13 protein-coding genes are annotated in these 17,022 nt (G+C 71.2%); 10 read left to right on the plus strand and 3 right to left on the minus strand.

All coding sequences use genetic code 11. The features are described 5' to 3' along the window. Positions 1 to 22: 22 nt before the first annotated feature. Complete coding sequence (locus IEY17_RS07865; protein WP_188986654.1) at positions 23 to 1,123, minus strand: zinc-binding dehydrogenase; 1,101 nt, start codon at positions 1,121 to 1,123, stop codon at positions 23 to 25. A gap of 381 nt (positions 1,124 to 1,504) precedes the next feature. Between IEY17_RS07865 and IEY17_RS07870 the strand changes: the two genes are divergently transcribed. The 6 genes from IEY17_RS07870 (at position 1,505) to IEY17_RS07895 (ending at position 10,409) form a co-directional block, all read left to right on the plus strand. Continuing rightward, the gene (locus IEY17_RS07870) at positions 1,505 to 2,668 is read left to right on the plus strand and encodes a hypothetical protein (protein WP_188986655.1); all 1,164 of its coding nucleotides are present in this window, start codon (positions 1,505 to 1,507) and stop codon (positions 2,666 to 2,668) included. Positions 2,669 to 2,995: 327 nt separating this feature from the next. Next, a complete protein-coding gene (locus IEY17_RS07875) occupies positions 2,996 to 3,493 on the plus strand; it encodes a nucleoside-diphosphate kinase (RefSeq protein WP_188986656.1) in 498 nt (165 codons plus the stop codon). Positions 3,494 to 3,695: 202 nt separating this feature from the next. Then, positions 3,696 to 4,292: a GNAT family N-acetyltransferase gene (locus IEY17_RS07880; protein WP_229679934.1), complete on the plus strand. Its 597-nt coding sequence runs from the start codon at positions 3,696 to 3,698 to the stop codon at positions 4,290 to 4,292. 79 nt (positions 4,293 to 4,371) lie between these two features. Further along, the gene (locus tag IEY17_RS07885; protein ID WP_188986658.1) at positions 4,372 to 6,336 is read left to right on the plus strand and encodes a TIGR03960 family B12-binding radical SAM protein; all 1,965 of its coding nucleotides are present in this window, start codon (positions 4,372 to 4,374) and stop codon (positions 6,334 to 6,336) included. Positions 6,337 to 6,592: 256 nt separating this feature from the next. After that, positions 6,593 to 7,387: a TIGR03936 family radical SAM-associated protein gene (locus IEY17_RS07890; RefSeq protein ID WP_188986659.1), complete on the plus strand. Its 795-nt coding sequence runs from the start codon at positions 6,593 to 6,595 to the stop codon at positions 7,385 to 7,387. A 172-nt stretch (positions 7,388 to 7,559) separates the two neighbouring features. Beyond that, the gene (locus IEY17_RS07895) at positions 7,560 to 10,409 is read left to right on the plus strand and encodes a translation initiation factor IF-2 N-terminal domain-containing protein (RefSeq protein WP_188986660.1); all 2,850 of its coding nucleotides are present in this window, start codon (positions 7,560 to 7,562) and stop codon (positions 10,407 to 10,409) included. 169 nt (positions 10,410 to 10,578) lie between these two features. On the opposite strand, the gene IEY17_RS07900 is transcribed toward IEY17_RS07895, so the two are convergent. Both IEY17_RS07900 and IEY17_RS07905 read right to left on the minus strand, forming a co-directional pair. Further along, positions 10,579 to 11,550, minus strand: coding sequence for a glycosyltransferase family 2 protein (locus IEY17_RS07900; protein WP_188986661.1), 972 nt, complete (start codon positions 11,548 to 11,550; stop codon positions 10,579 to 10,581). After that, entirely contained in the window at positions 11,547 to 13,235 is a 1,689-nt protein-coding gene (locus IEY17_RS07905; protein WP_188986662.1) for a hypothetical protein, read from the minus strand. The genes IEY17_RS07900 and IEY17_RS07905 overlap by 4 nt, the downstream gene beginning before the upstream one ends. Before the next feature lie 412 nt (positions 13,236 to 13,647). Here IEY17_RS07905 and rplU point away from each other — a divergent pair, with 412 nt between their 5' ends. From rplU to proB, 4 genes are all read left to right on the plus strand, one after another. Then, positions 13,648 to 13,956, plus strand: coding sequence for a 50S ribosomal protein L21 (gene rplU, locus IEY17_RS07910; RefSeq protein WP_188986663.1), 309 nt, complete (start codon positions 13,648 to 13,650; stop codon positions 13,954 to 13,956). Positions 13,957 to 13,970: 14 nt separating this feature from the next. Next, positions 13,971 to 14,228, plus strand: a complete 258-nt coding sequence (gene rpmA, locus IEY17_RS07915; protein ID WP_188986664.1) for a 50S ribosomal protein L27 — start codon at positions 13,971 to 13,973, stop codon at positions 14,226 to 14,228. Positions 14,229 to 14,368: 140 nt separating this feature from the next. Then, positions 14,369 to 15,859 carry a GTPase ObgE gene (obgE, locus tag IEY17_RS07920; protein WP_188986862.1) on the plus strand — a complete coding sequence of 497 codons (1,491 nt, stop codon included), beginning with the start codon at positions 14,369 to 14,371 and terminating at the stop codon, positions 15,857 to 15,859. Beyond that, positions 15,856 to 16,977 carry a glutamate 5-kinase gene (gene proB, locus IEY17_RS07925; protein WP_188986665.1) on the plus strand — a complete coding sequence of 374 codons (1,122 nt, stop codon included), beginning with the start codon at positions 15,856 to 15,858 and terminating at the stop codon, positions 16,975 to 16,977. The genes obgE and proB overlap by 4 nt, the downstream gene beginning before the upstream one ends. Positions 16,978 to 17,022: the final 45 nt, after the last annotated feature.

Here is a 17,022-nt window from a genome sequence, read left to right on the forward strand (position 1 = left end):
GGCTGGCAGTCGGGCTCGCTGCCTAGCCGATGTCGATGACCGCTCGGCCGACGATCTCACCGCGCCCGAGGGCGTCGTAGGCATCCTGGACCTGCTCGAACGGGTAGTGGCGGCTGATCGCGTTCTGCGGGCGCAGCAGACCGCGGGCCACCAGGTCCAGCAGCACCGGCATGTCGCGGCGCGGTTTCGCACCGTAGGAGCCCTTGATCTGCAGCTTGCGCCGGGCGATCGTGGCCAGGTCGAACTCCCCGGTGGTGCCGCGGGGCGCGATACCGACGACCACGATCTGCCCGCCCTCCACGACCGCGTCCCGCGCGATGGTGAACGTGGGCACCGCGCCGAGCGCCTCGAAGGCCACGTCCACACCACGACCACCGGTGAGCTCCCGGATCACCGCCGGGGCGTCCGCCTCGGCGGAGTTCACGGTGTGCGTGGCGCCGAGCTCCCGAGCCCTGGCCAGCTTCTCCTCGCTGATGTCCACCGCGATGATCATCGCCGCGCCGAACACCGCGGCGAGCTGGATCAGCGCCGAACCGACACCCCCGGCCGCGACCACCGCCACGGTGTCGCCCACGCGCACGTCCGCCGCGTGGCGCAGCGCGCCGTAGGCGGTCATCGTCGAGCAGCCCACCGAGGCCACGTCGGTCAGCCCCACCCCGTCCGGCACCCGGAACACCGCGGTGGCGGGCGTGACGCAGCGTTCCGCGAGCCCGCCCATCGAGTACATCCACACCGGTTCGCCGTCCGGCCGGAACAGCCGGGTCTCGTCGTCGTAGAGGCGACCCCGGCCCCGGTTGAACTCGAAGAACCGCTGGCAGATCTCCTCGTTGCCGCGGCGGCACTGCTCGCACTGGCCGCACGGCATGATGAAGCTGGTCACCACCCGATCGCCGACCGCAAGGTCGGTGACGCCGGACCCGATCTCGGCGACCACACCCGCCACCTCGTGCCCGAGGACGGTCGGCGTGGGGAACGGCAGCTCGCCCCTGAGCACGTGCAGGTCGGTGTGGCAGACCCCGCAGGACCGCACGTCGATGGCGACCTCACCGGCCTTCGGGCGGGGATCGGCGAGCTGCTCGATCCGCATCGGCTGGTTGGCGGCGGTGTGCACGGCGGCGCGCATCCTGACCTCCTCGTCAGACCGGCCAGTCGGTTCGACCGAGAAGCTATCGCGTCGCCCCGCCCGGTACCAGGTCACGAAAGCGAGCGCCGCGCTTGACGTCCCGGCCCCCGGGAGCGGCGGACCCGCCGGCTGCCGCGGTGGGAGGCACCCCGGCCTGAACCGCCGATCGCATGGCGACGCAATGGTGGGCGAGCACCCGCCGCGAAAGGCGTGCTTTCCCCACCTGCCAAGCAGGGACGTCCCCATCGATTTCCCGCTCGGCCACACCGCACACTTTTGTCCAGTGCGGCGACGAGTCAGGGCACGCAGCTGCTGATCCGCACTCCGCACACAACCGAAAGGCAGCACAGATCAATGAGAATGACATCACGGGTCCTTGGTGTGACCCTGGCGCTTTCCACCTGCGCGTTGGCCCCAGCCACCGCTTTTGCCGAAACGAATCTGGCGCCGACATCGAACACCCGAAACGATGTGCACACGATGCAGCGGCCTGATAACGTCGAATCCGATTCGGGCAGCAGCACGGGAACGCAGTCGACGACCAGCGGAACAAGTGCACGCTCCGCCACCGGCGGTAAGACCACTTCGCAGTCCCCCACTGATGATGTCGAGTCTCCGTCCACGTCAAGCGGAAAGAGTTCTTCATCGACCACCGGTGGCGCCGGTGCACACACGACGCCCGACGGCGGCACGTCCCAGCCCGCCACCGGAAGCACGAGCCCGAAGTCCACCAGCAGCGACCAGCCCTCGCAGCCCACTACGGGGGCGAACGGTTCGCAACCGACCACCAAGGGGACGGACTCGTCCACCAACGACCAGTCCAAGGCGGCACCGACCCCGACTGGCAAGAACCCCGGCTCGCGCACGGACCAGCGCGATCCCTCCGCCGACCGGAGCGGGCCCGACGTCGACCCGGGCTACAAGCGGCCCAACGCCGGACCAACCGGCAACGACGACGGTGCTGCCCCGGGCGACCGCCCGGACGCGCCTGCCCGGGGCAAGGAGCCGCCGAAGCCATCCACGACGGACTACTTCCGGCCGGAACTCGCACCCAGGCCGCCGGACGTGATGTACCCGCCGCCTCCGCCGCCGGTGAAGCTGCCGGATCGGCTGGATCTCCGCGTCACGGAAAAGGGCCCTGACGGAAACCACGTTCCGCGAGACGGCCAGCAGGCAGACATGCCTTCGGGGAAGTCGACGCTGGTCGGCGATTTCTCTTTTGGTGATCTGTACGAAGATCTGGCCGACGATATCGGTGGGGGGCCGGCAGGTCTGGTTACGGGTCTCTACATCGACGCCTACGTTGCAGGATACGGTGTTGTGACGATCGTGGACAATTTCGTCGTTCAGCCTGTCGAAAATGTCTGGAACTGGCTCAGTGATGGCTTCGGTGGCCTCTTCGGAGGCAGCTATGTTCCCACTGGCGGCGTCGGCGCTGCGATGACTGGACTCGGTGATGGAGTCACGGACGCCGGTTCGGCAATCGTGGACGGTATCGGCGACGCCGTGGACGCGGTCGAGGACTATGCGCCCTGGAACTGGTGATCACCCCTCGACTCCTGACTGAATCGACCGTGGAAAGCCGGACCGCGGGTGGGAAGCACCGTCACGGGCCGAAGAGAACCCGGATGCTCCAGACCGACATCGACGCCGTCAAGAACGGCAAGACCCGACCACGTCTGCGCAGACCGCCGTGCTGTGGAGCCAGATGCTTCTGGGCTCTGGTTCGACTCAGTGGGCTGTGGTGTGGGAGCAGAGTGGCCAGTTTCGTAGCCGCGAGCGAGGCGGGCTGGGACCGTCGGACCCCGCCAGGTGGAACCGCCGGATCAGCGACACGGCATCATTACGTCGTAATCCGACGAAAGGAATGCCATGTCTGTCGATGTGCAACGCACGCTCGTGCTGCTCAAGCCGGACGCTGTCGCCCGCGGGCTCGCCGGTCGCATTCTGGGGCGGTTCGAGGACGCGCTGCTGAAGATCGTCGGCGTGAAAATGGTTCAGATGGACGCCGAGTTCACGCGCAAGCACTACTTCGACCTCGAAGAGCGGCGCGGCGCTGAGGCGTACAACAGTACCGCCGAGTTCATGCAGTCCGGCCCGGTGATCGCGGTGGTGCTCGAAGGCGTCGACGCGGTGACCAAGGTCCGCGGCATCGTCGGCTCCACCTTCCCGGAGGAAGCTGCTCCGGGCACCATCCGCGGCGACTTCGCGCACCAGACGAAGGCATCCTCGAACGCGTCCGGCAAGGCGATCATGAACCTCATCCACGCCTCCGGCAACGCCGAGGAGGCCAAGTACGAGGTTGAGCTGTGGTTCAGCCCCAACGAGCTCTTCGAGTACAGAGGCGTTTCGGACGCGTTCGCGTACTGACCGAAACGAGACGGGAAAGCCAGATGATCGCCGACGCAGGGCCAACCTGGTGGGGTTGCCGCTGCGTCCGCGCTGTGCCGTAGCCGCGATGTCTTGGTCGCGCCCGGAACGTGGGCGCGACCAAGATCGCTGGCCGGATAGAGTGCTGCCGGTGGGGGCACGGGAGCGGAAGGCTGCGGTCCCGCAGTGTCCACGTGAACACGTGACCAAGCCGTCCTTCGGCAGCCTGATCGAGTTCAAGGGAGCTCTGAGCATCGTGGCCGACGACATCGACCCGGCGGGCTTCGTCACCGGTCCGCACCGCGTCGACACGCCGCACCCGGACCTGGCCCAGGCTCTGGCCGACCTGTGGGGTCGGGTCACCGTCGCCGGAGGTGCGGTGGGCTTCAGCCCGACCGACCCGGTGGACCGGCTGCGCGAGGCGGCCACCGCGCTCGTCGAGGACGTCCGCCACCGCAGGGCGCACCTGATCACCCTCGGCCAGCAGCACGTGCTGGTCGGCATGGCGGCGCTGCGGGCCCGGCAGCTGCCCGTCCGCCAACACACCGGCGAGCTGGTCTGGCTGGCCGTGGACCCGCAGCTGCAGGGCAAGGGCTGGGGCAAGCAGTTGCATGACGCGGTCGTGGCGCAGGCGCAGGCGCTCGGCCTGGAAAAGCTGGACCTGGTCACCCGCAGCGGCCACGGCCTGGAGCGCTTCTACACGAACCTGGGCTGGGTCGAGCGGGGCCGCTGGCCCGGTGCGGTGCGGGTCGCTCCGGGCGACGACCGCGACGAGATCTGGCTCACCCGCGACGTCTGAGCCTCCGAGGTCCTGTCCCGCTCCGCTCGGTCACGCCACCGCTTCCCTCCGGTGCGGGGCGGGCCTTTACCCTGGTCGGGTGCGTGTGGAGTCCGTTTTTGACAGGTTGGAACCGCTGCTGCCGCGCGTCTCCAAACCCGTGCAGTACGTGGGTGGGGAGCTCAACGCGACGGTGAAGGCGTGGGACGACGCCGCCGTCCGCTGGTGCCTGATGTACCCGGACGCGTACGAGGTCGGGCTGCCCAACCAGGGCATCCAGATCCTCTACGAGATCCTCAACGAGCAGCCGGACGTGCTGGCCGAGCGCACCTACGCGGTGTGGCCGGACCTCGAGGCGCTGATGCGCGAGCACGGCATCCCGCAGTTCACCGTCGATGCCCACCGGCCGGTGGGCGCCTTCGACGTGCTCGGCGTCAGCTTCGCCACCGAGCTGGGCTACACGAACCTGCTCGGCGCACTCGACCTGGCCGGCATCCCGCTGCACGCGACCGACCGCACCGACGACCACCCGATCGTGCTAGCCGGCGGCCACGCCGCGTTCAACCCGGAGCCGATCGCCGACTTCCTCGACGCCGCGGTCCTGGGGGACGGCGAGGAAGCCGTCCTGGAGATCACCGACGCCATCCGGCGCTGGAAGGCCGAGGGCCGCCCGGGCGGCCGGGACGAGCTGCTGCTGCGGCTGGCCGAGTCCGGCGGCGTGTACGTGCCGAAGTTCTACGACGTCACCTACCGGGCCGACGGGGCGATCGAGCAGGTCGTGCCCAACCACGAGCGGGTGCCGTACCGGGTGTTCAAGCGCACCACCATGGAGCTCGACGACTGGCCGTACCCGAAGAAGCCGCTGGTGCCGCTCGCGGAGAGCGTGCACGAGCGGATGAGCGTGGAGATCTTCCGTGGCTGCACCCGGGGCTGCCGGTTCTGCCAGGCCGGGATGATCACCCGTCCGGTGCGGGAGCGCTCCATCGAGGGAATCGGCCAGATGGTGCAGCGCGGGCTGGAGGCCACCGGCTTCGAGGAGGTCGGGCTGCTGTCGCTGAGCTCGGCGGACCACTCCGAGATCGCCGAGATCACCAAGGGCCTCGCGGACCGCTACGAGGGCACCAACACCGGGCTGTCGCTGCCGTCCACGCGGGTGGACGCGTTCAACATCGACCTGGCCAACGAGCTGTCCCGCAACGGCCGTCGTTCCGGGCTGACCTTCGCCCCCGAGGGCGGCAGCGAGCGCATTCGCCGGGTGATCAACAAGATGGTGTCGGAGGAGGACCTGATCCGCACCGTCTCGGCGGCCTTCGCCAACGGCTGGCGGCAGGTCAAGCTGTACTTCATGTGCGGTCTGCCCACCGAGACCGACGAGGACGTGCTGCAGATCGCCCAGATGGCCAAGGAGGTCGTCCGCGTCGGCCGCGAGGTCTCCGGGCGCAAGGACATCCGCTGCACGATCTCCATCGGCGGGTTCGTGCCCAAGCCGCACACCCCGTTCCAGTGGGCGTCGCAGGCCGACCCGGACACCATCGACGACCGGCTGCGCAAGCTGCGGCAGGCGATCAACGCCGACCGCAGCCTGGGCCGCAACATCGGCATGCGCTACCACGACGGCAAGCCGTCGCTGATCGAGGGCCTGCTGTCCCGCGGCGACCGCCGGATCGGCCGGGTCATCGAGCGGGTGTGGCGCGAGGGCGGCCGGTTCGACGGCTGGAACGAGCACTTCTCCTTCGAGCGCTGGGTCTCCTGCGCGGCCGCTGAGCTGGAGCCGCTCGGAGTGGACCTGGACTGGTTCACCACCCGCGAGCGCACCGAGGACGAGGTCCTGCCGTGGGACCACCTCGACTCCGGGCTGGACAAGGAGTGGCTGTGGGCGGACTGGCAGGACGCGCTGGCCGCCCGGGAGCAGGACGACTGCCGCTGGACGCCGTGCTTCGACTGCGGCGTGTGCCCGACGATGGGCACCGACATCGAGGTGGGCCCGTCCGGTCGCACGCTGCTGCCGATCTCCCCGGTCGGGCAGGGCTCCCCGGTGCGCAACCCGGCGTTCCACCGGGGTTGATCACCGGCCCCGCTCTCGCCGCTCACGGGCGTCCTTGCGGCTGGGAGTTGCGGTTCGGTCGCCGGACCGCGTCCCCCGGTGCGGGGGAGGTCAGCAGAGGTACGGTCCATCGAAAGATGAGCCGCAGGTGTTGTCACACTGCGGTTGAGCAAGCAAGCATCGGCATCGGAACAGGTCGGCGACGACCACCGATGACGATCATGGTCGGGAGGGCATCCTGAGTCGGCGAGATCACCCCAACCCCTCGGCGCCTCCGGTGCAGAAGGTGCGGCTGCGCTACGCCAAGCGTGGGCGGCTGCGGTTCACCTCGCACCGCGACGTGGCGCGCGTCTTCGAGCGGGCGCTGCGCCGGGCCGGGGTACCGATGGCGTATTCCCAGGGCTTCAGCCCGCATCCGAAGGTGTCCTGGGCGGGTGCGGTGCCCACCGGCGTGGCCAGCGAGGCCGAGTACGTCGAGCTCCAACTGGTCGAGCGGGTCGACCCGGCGGTGCTGCGAGCCGAACTCGACGCCGCGCTGCCCGACGGCATCGACGTGCTCGACGCGGTGGAGGCCGGGTCGGGCCCGCTGGCCGACCGGCTGGAGGTCAGCCGGTGGCGGATCGATCTCCCCGGCACCGGGGTCGAGGAGCTGCGGCGCGCGGTGGACGCGCTGCTCGCCGAGGACTCCGTGCTGGTGGAGCGTATGACCAAGGACGGCCGCCGGACGATCGACGCCCGCGCGGCCCTGCTGAGCGCGGAGGTGCTGGACAGTCGCCAGGTGGTCGCGCTGCGTGATCGAAAACCGGGTTCGACCGCCCGAGTGGACGATTGGCCGGAGGCCCCGGCACCGTATGGGATACTTGTAACGGTCGTGCGGCAGACAACACCGGTCGTACGACCCGACGACGTACTGAGCGCCCTGCGTGTCGTCGCCGGTTTGGCACCGTCGGCCGCCGTGAGCGCGACCCGGCTGGAACAGGGTCGGCTCGACGACGGGGGAGGGATAGCCGACCCGTTGGCCCGGGACTCAGGCGGCGACCGGACTCCGGCGGGAGAGCATACGGCCGGGTGACGGAAGGCGCGGACGTCGTCGACCCGCCGTATGAGCTTCCCGGCCGCAGGCGGCCCGGGGCGGAGGGGCCACCAGAAGAATTGCCGTCGCCTGCGGGTGGCGGAGACCGAAGAACGCACATGCCTCTGTGCGGCCGCGTCCACCAGGACGCGCCCGGGGGCGGAGGAGCTGGATGTTGAACATGGACACGCCCGCTGGGAGCGCCAGCGGGCAATCGCCCACACCCGCCCGAGAAGAGCAGGGCACGATCGAGCTGCCCGCCAAGCTCCGGGTGCACGCACTGGCCAAGCTGCTGGGATCCAGCAGCCGCGAGATCATCACCACGCTGGAGTCGCTCGGCGAGCCGGTCCGCAGCGCGCAGTCGAACATCACCCGCGACGTCGCGTTGCAGGTGGTGCAGTCCCTGCACCCCGAACTGCTGACCGAGGCGGAGGCCGACGAAGCCACCGCGGAGGAGACCGCTGACCAGCCGGCGGCCACCGACCAGCCGGCCTCCACCGACCAGCCCGCCGGGGCCCCGTCGGTGCCCGCTGCGGACTTCACGCCCGCTCCGGTGGAGCGGGAGCCGGAACCGGGACCGAGCGCGCCAGCCACCACAGGGCTGACCCCGGTGTTCGCCGCGCCGGAGGCGATGTTCCTCGCACCGCAGCCGCAGCAGGTTCGGCCCGCGCCGAAGGCCGAGCCGGAAGCCGAGGCCCAGCCGGAGCCCGCCGAGGCCGAGCCCGCCGAGCAGGCGGCCGGTGAGGACGAGTCCGAGCCCAGCGGCCGACGTCGGCGCCGGCGTGGCCGCCGCGGACGCGGCCGGGGCCGTGGCGCCGAAGCCGAGCAGCAGGGCGGCGAGGAGCAGCCCGCCGAGGAGACCACCGAGGAGCGCGCCGAGGCCGCCACCGAGGAGGCCGCGGAGCAGGCCGCCGAGGAGACCACCGACGAGCAGCCCGCCGCCGCGGAGGTCGAGGTCACGAGCACCCGCCGTCGGCGTCGGCGCCGCCGCCGTAAGGGTGCGGCCGACGACGACAGCGGAGCCCGCGAGGACGACCCGCCGAACACCGTCGTGCACGTCCGCGAGCCCGCGGAGACCCGGCAGGACAGCAGCGACGACGAGGTCCGCGCGGTCAAGGGCTCGACCCGCCTGGAAGCCAAGCGGCAGCGCCGCCGGGACGGCCGGGAGGCCGGTCGCCGCCGCGCCCCGGTGCTGTCCGAGGCCGAGTTCCTGGCCCGCCGCGAATCCGTCGACCGCAAGATGGTGGTCCGGCAGAACGGCGACCAGACCCAGATCGCGGTCCTCGAGGACAACGTCCTCGTCGAGAACTTCGTGACCACCTCGGGTTCCGGCTCGCTGGTCGGCAACGTCTACCTGGGGCGCGTGCAGAACGTGCTGCCCAGCATGGAAGCCGCGTTCGTCGACATCGGCCGGGGCCGCAACGCGGTGCTCTACGCCGGTGAGGTCGACTGGGACGCCGCCGGCCTGGCGGGCAAGGCGCGCCGCATCGAGCAGGCCCTGCAGACCGGCGACAGCGTGCTGGTGCAGGTCACCAAGGACCCGGTCGGCCACAAGGGCGCGCGCCTGACCACCCAGATCAGCCTGCCCGGCCGCTTCCTGGTCTACGTGCCGGGCGGCGGCGCCACCGGCATCAGCCGGAAGCTGCCGGACACCGAGCGCAAGCGGCTCAAGGAGATCCTCAAGCGGATCGTCCCGGACAACGCCGGGGTGATCATCCGCACCGCGTCGGAGGGCACCAGCGAAGAGGCGCTGGACCGCGACGTGCGGCGGTTGCAGGCCCAGTGGGAGGTCATCAAGGAGAAGGCCGAGGCCCCGGGCGCGCAGGCCCCGCAGCTGCTCTACGAGGAGCCGGACCTGCTGATCAAGGTCGTCCGCGACCTGTTCACCGAGGACTTCTCGGCCATGACGGTGCAGGGCGACGACGCCTGGGACACCATCGAGGCATACGTCCAGCACGTGGCGCCCGACCTGGTGTCGCGCCTGCACAAGCACGTCGGCAAGAACGACGTGTTCACCGAGTGGCGGATCAACGAGCAGATCGCCAAGGCACTGGACCGCAAGGTCTGGCTGCCCTCGGGCGGCTACCTGGTCATCGACCGCACCGAGGCGATGACGGTGATCGACGTCAACACCGGCAAGTTCACCGGCTCCGGGGGCAACCTGGAGGAGACGGTCACCCGCAACAACCTGGAGGCGGCCGAGGAGATCGTCCGCCAGCTCCGGTTGCGTGACATCGGCGGCATCATCGTCATCGACTTCATCGACATGGTGCTGGAGTCCAACCGCGACCTGGTGCTGCGCCGCCTCACCGAGTGCCTCGGCCGCGACCGCACCCGCCACCAGGTCGCCGAGGTCACCTCGCTCGGCCTCGTGCAGATGACCCGCAAGCGGGTCGGCACCGGGCTGCTGGAGGCATACAGCAGCACCTGCGAGCACTGCCGGGGCCGCGGCCTGATCGTCTCCACCGACCCGGTCACGCACGCCAACGGTCAGGGCGGCAACGGCCGCCGCAACCGCCACCGCGGCAAGACCCACGACCACGTGGAGCAGCCCGCGCCGGAGCCGCGCACCGAGGCGAAGCCGGAGGCGGTGGAGGAGAAGACCGAACCGGCCGCCGAGACGCCGAAGGCCGAGCCGAAGCCGGAGGCAGTAAAGGCGAAGCCGATCGAGCAGCCCGCGCCGAAGCCGGTCCCGCCGCCGAAGGCGGAACCCGAAGCGGTCGCGAAGCCGGAGCCCGCGGTACCGGCCGTCGAGGGCGCTCCGGAGACGGCGCCCGCCGCGGCGGAGCAGCCGGAGCCGGAGTCGGCGGCGGCCCGCAACGGTCGCCCGCGGCGCAAGGCGACGCGCGCCGCGGGCAGCGCGGGCGCGCCGGTGACGCCGCTGGTGCTGCCCAAGCCCGAACCGAAGCAGTCGACCGAGGACGTGCTGTCCGCCGTCGCCCCGGCGGCTCCGGTGCGTCGGGCGCGTCGGGCCGCGTCACGCCCGGCCGGTCCGCCGGTCGGCCGGTCCGCCGAGGACTGAGCCTCGAGGTGGCCGATCCGTCCCTGGGACGGGTCGGCCACCTGCTTCTTCGCCGCTCCTGGGTGCACACGGAGACCCTTCGGGCGTTGCTCGCGCACACCGCGCGTGACCGGGTGGTCGCCATCGGTGATCGCGTAACCGGTCGGTCACCTGGACTCAAGAACGTGCGTCACGGGGCGTGGCCGGCACGGCTGGTGCCCGCGGTGCGGTCGGCGACCAGCACGGCGACGTCGTCATCCCGACCGGTGCGGTGCAGCACCAGCTCGGCGAGCAGGCCCAGCGAGATCATCTGCACCGCGAAGATCTCCAGCAGGATGCCCAGCGTCAGCAGCGGCCGGGTGCCGATCGACTGGTCGGTGAACAGCCAGACACCGCTCAGGTAGAGCAGGATCAGCGTCCCGATCGAGCCCGCCAGCAACCCGAGCCCGCCGAACAGGTGCGCCGGACGCCGCCCGTAGCGGGTCAGCGCGACCACCGTGAGCAGGTCCAGCGCGCCGCGCACATAGCGCTCCAGGCCGTACTTGGACCTGCCGTGCAGCCGCGGCCGGTGGTGGACGGCCAGCTCGCGCACCCGGTAGCCGAGCTGGTGCGCCAGCGCCGGGATGTAGCGGTGCAGCTCACCGTACAGCGGAACGCGCCGGTACACCTCGGTCCGCGCCGCCTTCAACCCGCAGTTGTGGTCGGACAGCTTCAGCCCGGTGATCAGACCGGTGACCCAGTTGAACACCTTCGACGGCAGCCGCTTGCCCAACGGGTCCTGCCGCTGGGCCTTGTGCCCGCTGACCAGGTCGGCGCCCCCGTCGAGCTCGGCCAGCAGCCGCGGGATCTCGGCCGGGTCGTCCTGCAGGTCGGCGTCCAGCGTGACCAGCAGCTCGCCGCGAACCTCGGCGACCCCGGCGGCCAGCGCGGCGGCCTTGCCGAAGTTGCGCCGCAACCGGATGCCGCGGATGCGCGGGTCCGCCGCGGCGTGCTCGGCGATCACCTCCCAACTGCCGTCGGTGCTGCCGTCGTCGATGACCAGCAGCTCCCAGGATCGGGGCTGCTGCTGCATGGCCTCGCGGATCTCGGCGAACAGCCGGGGCAGGTTGTCGCGCTCGTTCTTCGCCGGGGCCAGCAGCGAGACCTGCGGTGCTTCTGTCATGGCAGGACCTGCGGACTTTCGGTCAGAGGCCGGATCCACCAGCCGTCGGGGAACTGGAAGGCGATGCGCAGCGGGCCCGGCTGGGCGGGAGCGACGGCCTGGAAGCCGAGCCCGATCTCGATACCCGGGGTCTGGGTCTCGGCGTCGGAGCGCGGGATGTCCACCACACCGCCGCCGACCACGGTCCCGGTCTGGTCGAGCACCGCGATGCATCGGGCCCGTTCGATGCCGGAGATCGCCCAGCCCTCCAGCATCCGGGCCCCGCCCTGCACCTGGTCGGTCTCGACGTTGAGCACCACGTCCCGGCCGTCCGGGCGGGGTTCGCGCAGGTTGCCGACGCTGGGCGTGCGCCAGGTCGCGGTGTCCACCCGGTCGCCGATCTCCAGCCCGTCGGGGCAGCCGAGGGTGAACTCGGGGGAGAACGGATAGTGGCCGAGCGCCCGCAGCCGCGGCAGCAGCCGCTCGGGTTCCGGGAAGCGGTCGGCGAAGCCGTCGGGGTGGCCGATCCGCGCGGCGATGGCCAGTAGGTTCTGGTTCGGCGCGTCGGCCCGCACGGCCTGCGCCATCGGCGCGCCCAGCGCGACGGTCGCCAGCACCGTGCCCGCCACCGCGACGGTGCGGAACCTGGGCCAGCGGGCCCAGGCGACCGCGATCACCAGCACGGCGATCCACAGCGCGGCGCTCATGCTGTTGTAGCGGCTCTGGAGCCCCGCGGACTCGCCGAACGCCGCCCGCGAGCCGGAGATCATCACCGCGCAGCCGACGGCGTAGAGCACCAGCCCCCACCACGGTGCCGCGCTGCTGCGCTCCTCGGACGTCTGCCGGCCGTGCAGCGCCAGCACGGCCAGCCCGGCGACCCCGGCGATCAGCGCGATCGACGGCTCGGTGCCGGTCCACACCATGCCGAGCATGCTCAGCCCCGCCAGCAACGCCTGCGCCGGGTCGTCGGTCGGCGTACTGCCACCACCGCCCTGCGGGCCGCGCAGCACGAACCACGCGGCGACCACGACCACCCCGACCACCGCGGGCGTCGCGACCCACCGGCGGCGCTCCCCGCGCAGCCACGCGACCAGCGCCAGGGCGGGCCAGACCGCGAAGGACGTGCCGTAGCTGATCGAGGCGAGCAGGCCGAAGACGATCGCGGAGATCCGGTGCTGCCGCTGCATCGCCAGCAACGCCGCCAGCACCAGCAGCAGGGCGAGGAGCCACGACGCGCCGCTCATCGAGCGCACGTAGTTGTGGATGCCGTGCGGGTTGAACACCAGCGTCGACGCCGCCGCGACCAGTCCCGCCCGCTGCCAGCGGTTCAGCGTCCGCGGCAGCAGCGCCCACACCAGCAGCACGCAGCCGACCCCGAAGGCGACGATCAGCAGCCCGAGCGGCTGGTTCAGCCCGTGCCCGTAGCGGGCGCTGAGCCAGAACAGCAGGCTCGGCAGCACGAACGGGTGCTCGTTGCGGAAGCCGAGCAGCGCCTCGGGGCGCAGCGACCCGTCGTCGCGGGTGATGTCCAGCAGCACCCACCAGTAGTCGTAGAAGTGCATCTGCGGGTAACGCAGCACTTCCCGCAACATCATCAACGGCGGCACGATCGCCGACAGGCCGAGCAGCACGGGGCCGAACCGCTGCACGGGGCTCGGGGCTTCGGGGGCTGCGCGCTCGTCGGCGGCGGATGCGATGTCAGTCACGCTGTGTGTCCCCAGATCCAGTCGAACGGCGACTTACGGTAGCAAGATCGGTGTACACGCGGCACGTTCCGACGTAGATGCTTGTGGCGTGATTTGACCTCTGGGCGGCGCGGCCGTAGTCTTGCGCGGCCGCTCGCCGCAAGCCGATCGCGGCGGCGGAGCACCCCCATGGACCGCCCCGGCCGATCGGGTCGGCGAACGCGGTCTGTATGATGGGTGAGAACTTCTCGCCGCCGGACGGGCGGAGAGGCTAAACGCCTGTTTCGGGTGCGATTGCCGGTGCGGCCTTCAGCTGCCGGAACAGGAACCCACCGAGACGCTGCACCGCGGCGTGGTAGGAATCCCCGATCCACGCGGTCGGGGTGGGCGTCCGCCGCAGACGTAGAACCGAGCAGCAGGAGACTTCCGACTCATGTACGCGATCGTCAAGACCGGCGGCAAGCAGTACAAAGTGGCTGTCGGGGACGTCGTCGAGGTCGAGAAGCTCGATGGCGAGCTGGGCTCCGAGGTCACTTTCCCGGCGCTTCTGGTCGTCGACGGCTCCGAGGTCACGACCGACGCCGACGCGCTGGCCAAGGTGTCGGTGACCGGCAAGCTCGTCGAGCACACCAAGGGCCCCAAGATCCGCATCCACAAGTTCAAGAACAAGACCGGCTACCACAAGCGGCAGGGTCACCGGCAGAAGCTGACCCGCGTCGAGGTCACCGGCATCACGAAGTGAGGACCTGAGTAGTCATGGCACACAAGAAGGGCGCATCCAGCTCTCGGAACGGCCGCGACTCGAACCCCAAGTACCTCGGGGTGAAGCGCTACGGCGGTCAGGTCGTCAAGGCCGGTGAGATCCTGGTCCGGCAGCGGGGCACGAAGTTCCACCCCGGGCTGAACGTCGGGCGCGGCAACGACGACACCCTGTTCGCGCTGTCCGCTGGCACCGTCCAGTTCGGACGCTACCGCGGCCGCAAGGCCGTCAGCGTGCTGCCGGCCGAGGTCTGACCCGGCTCTCGGCTGCGAGTACTTCCCGACGAGGGGCGGGTCCGGTTTGTCCGGCCCGCCCCTCGTCGTCTGCTTCGCGCAGGGCGGGCACGCCCCGCGCAGGACAGCTCTTCCCGCCGGGCGCGGCTCGGCTGATCTTCCTGGAGGCATTCGTGTCGCGGTTCGTTGACCGCGTGACCATCCACGTCGCGGCAGGCGATGGCGGGCATGGCTGCGCCTCGGTGCACCGGGAGAAGTTCAAGCCGCTCGGCGGCCCGGACGGCGGCAACGGCGGCAAGGGCGGTGACGTCCGGCTGGTCGTGGACCGCGGTGTGCACACGCTGCTGGACTTTCACTACCGGCCGAACGCGCGCGCGGCCAACGGCAAGCCGGGCAAGGGCAGCCTGCGCAACGGCGCCGCCGGCGAGGACCTGGTGCTGGCTGTGCCGGACGGCACCGTGGTGCTCACCCCGGACGGCGAGGTCCTGGCCGACCTGGTCGGCGAGGGCACGACGTTCGTCGCCGCCGCCGGCGGTCGCGGCGGCCTGGGCAACGCGGCGCTGGCGTCGAAGGCCCGCAAGGCGCCGGGTTTCGCCCTGCTCGGCGAGCCGGGCGAGGAGCTCGACCTGGTGCTGGAGCTGAAGTCGGTCGCCGACGTGGGCCTGGTCGGGTTCCCGTCGGCCGGGAAGTCGTCGCTGGTCTCCGTGCTGTCCGCGGCCCGCCCGAAGATCGCCGATTACCCGTTCACCACCCTGGTCCCGAACCTGGGCGTGGTGACCGCGGGCGACACCGTGTTCACCATGGCGGACGTGCCGGGGCTCATTCCGGGCGCGAGCGAGGGGCGCGGACTGGGCCTGGACTTCCTGCGCCACATCGAGCGCTGCGCGGTGCTGGTGCACGTGGTCGACTGCGCCACCCTGGAGCCCGGGCGCGACCCGGTGTCCGATGTGGACGCCCTGGAAACCGAGCTCGCCCAGTACACGCCCGCGCTGCAGACCGAGCAGGGCGGCGTCGACCTCGGCTCGCGCCCGCGCATGGTGGTGCTCAACAAGGTGGACGTGCCGGAGGCGCGCGAACTGGCCGAGCTGGTTCGGCCGGACCTGGAGGCACGCGGGTGGCCGGTGTTCGAGGTGTCCACCGCGACCCGCGAGGGACTGCGCGAGTTGAGCTACGCGATGGCCGCCGAGGTGGAGCGGTACCGGGCGCAGCTACCGCCGCCGGAACCGGCGCGCGTGGTGGTGCGGCCGACCGCGGTGGACCGCGGCGACTTCACCATCGAACCGGACCCGGAGGTCGAGGACGCGTTCGTGGTGCGCGGCGAGAAGCCCGAGCGCTGGGTGCGGCAGACCGACTTCAACAACGACGAGGCCGTCGGGTATCTGGCCGACCGGCTGGCCAAGCTGGGTGTGGAGGAAGCGCTGGCCAAGCACGGCGCGCGAGCCGGCAGCCAGGTCACCATCGGCACCATGACCTTCGACTGGGAGCCGTCCACCCCCGCCGGGGTGGCGGGCGTGATGGGCCGCCGCGGCACGGACCTACGGATCGACCAGAGCAACCGCACCTCCGCGTCCGAACGCAAGGCCGCGAAGAAGGCGCGCCGCAGTTCGCTGGACGAGTTCGGCCGGTACGTCGAGGAGGACGAGGAGGAGTGACCGAGCAGCTCTCCGCGACCCGGCAGGCGGTCGCGGCGGCGCAGCGTGTCGTGGTGAAGGTCGGCTCGTCGTCGCTCACCACGACCGAAGGCGGGCTGGACGCCGAACGGCTGGCGGCGCTGGTGGACACCGTGGCGCGCCGGGTGGCCGCGGGCGGCCAGGTGGTGCTGGTCTCGTCCGGCGCGATCGCGGCCGGCATCGCGCCGCTCGGTCTGCGCCGCCGTCCGAAGGACCTGGCCACCCAGCAGGCCGCCGCCAGCGTCGGCCAGCAGGCTCTCGCGCACGCCTACGCCGAGTCGTTCTCGCGCTACGGCCTGACGGTCGGTCAGGTGCTGCTCACCGCCGACGACGTGGTGCGCCGCGGGCACTACCGCAACGCGCAGCGCACGCTGAACCGCCTGCTCGGTCTGGGCGCGGTGCCGGTGGTCAACGAGAACGACACGGTCGCCACCACCGAGATCCGGTTCGGTGACAACGACCGCCTGGCGGCGCTGGTGTCCCACCTCGTCGGCGCGGACGCGCTCATCCTGCTGTCCGATGTGGATGCCCTGTACGACGGCGATCCGCGCCACGGCGGGGCGACGGCGATCCGCGAGGTCAACGGCGAGGCGGACATGGCCGGGGTGCGGGCGGGTGGCACGGGTGCGTCCGGGCTCGGCACGGGCGGCATGGCCTCGAAGGTGCAGGCGGCGAAGATCGCGTGCTCCTCGGGAATCCCGGTGCTGCTGACGTCCGCGGCGCTGGCCGAGCGGGCGCTCGGACCGGCTGATGTCGGCACCGCGTTCGCCGTCACCGGCAGCCGCCTGTCGGCCCGCCGCTTCTGGCTGGCGCACGCGGCCGACGCCAACGGCCGACTGTGGCTGGACGACGGCGCGGTCGCGGCGGTGGTCCGGCGTCGCCGCTCCCTGCTGGCGGCCGGGATCACCGCGGTGGAAGGCGCGTTCGACGGTGGTGACGTGGTCGAACTGGTCGACCCGACCGGAGCGGTGGTGGCGCGCGGCGTGGTCGCCTACGACGCGGCGGAGCTTCCGGAGCTCATCGGCCGCTCCAGCCACCAGCTACCGCCGGAACAACGCCGCGAGGTGGTCCACGCCGACGACCTCGTCCCGCTGCGCTGACCAGTGACCTTCGCCACAGGCGTTCGTGCACCCGCGTTGGTAATC

It is taken from the genome of Saccharopolyspora thermophila (assembly GCF_014646075.1).
Classification (GTDB): domain Bacteria; phylum Actinomycetota; class Actinomycetes; order Mycobacteriales; family Pseudonocardiaceae; genus Saccharopolyspora; species Saccharopolyspora thermophila.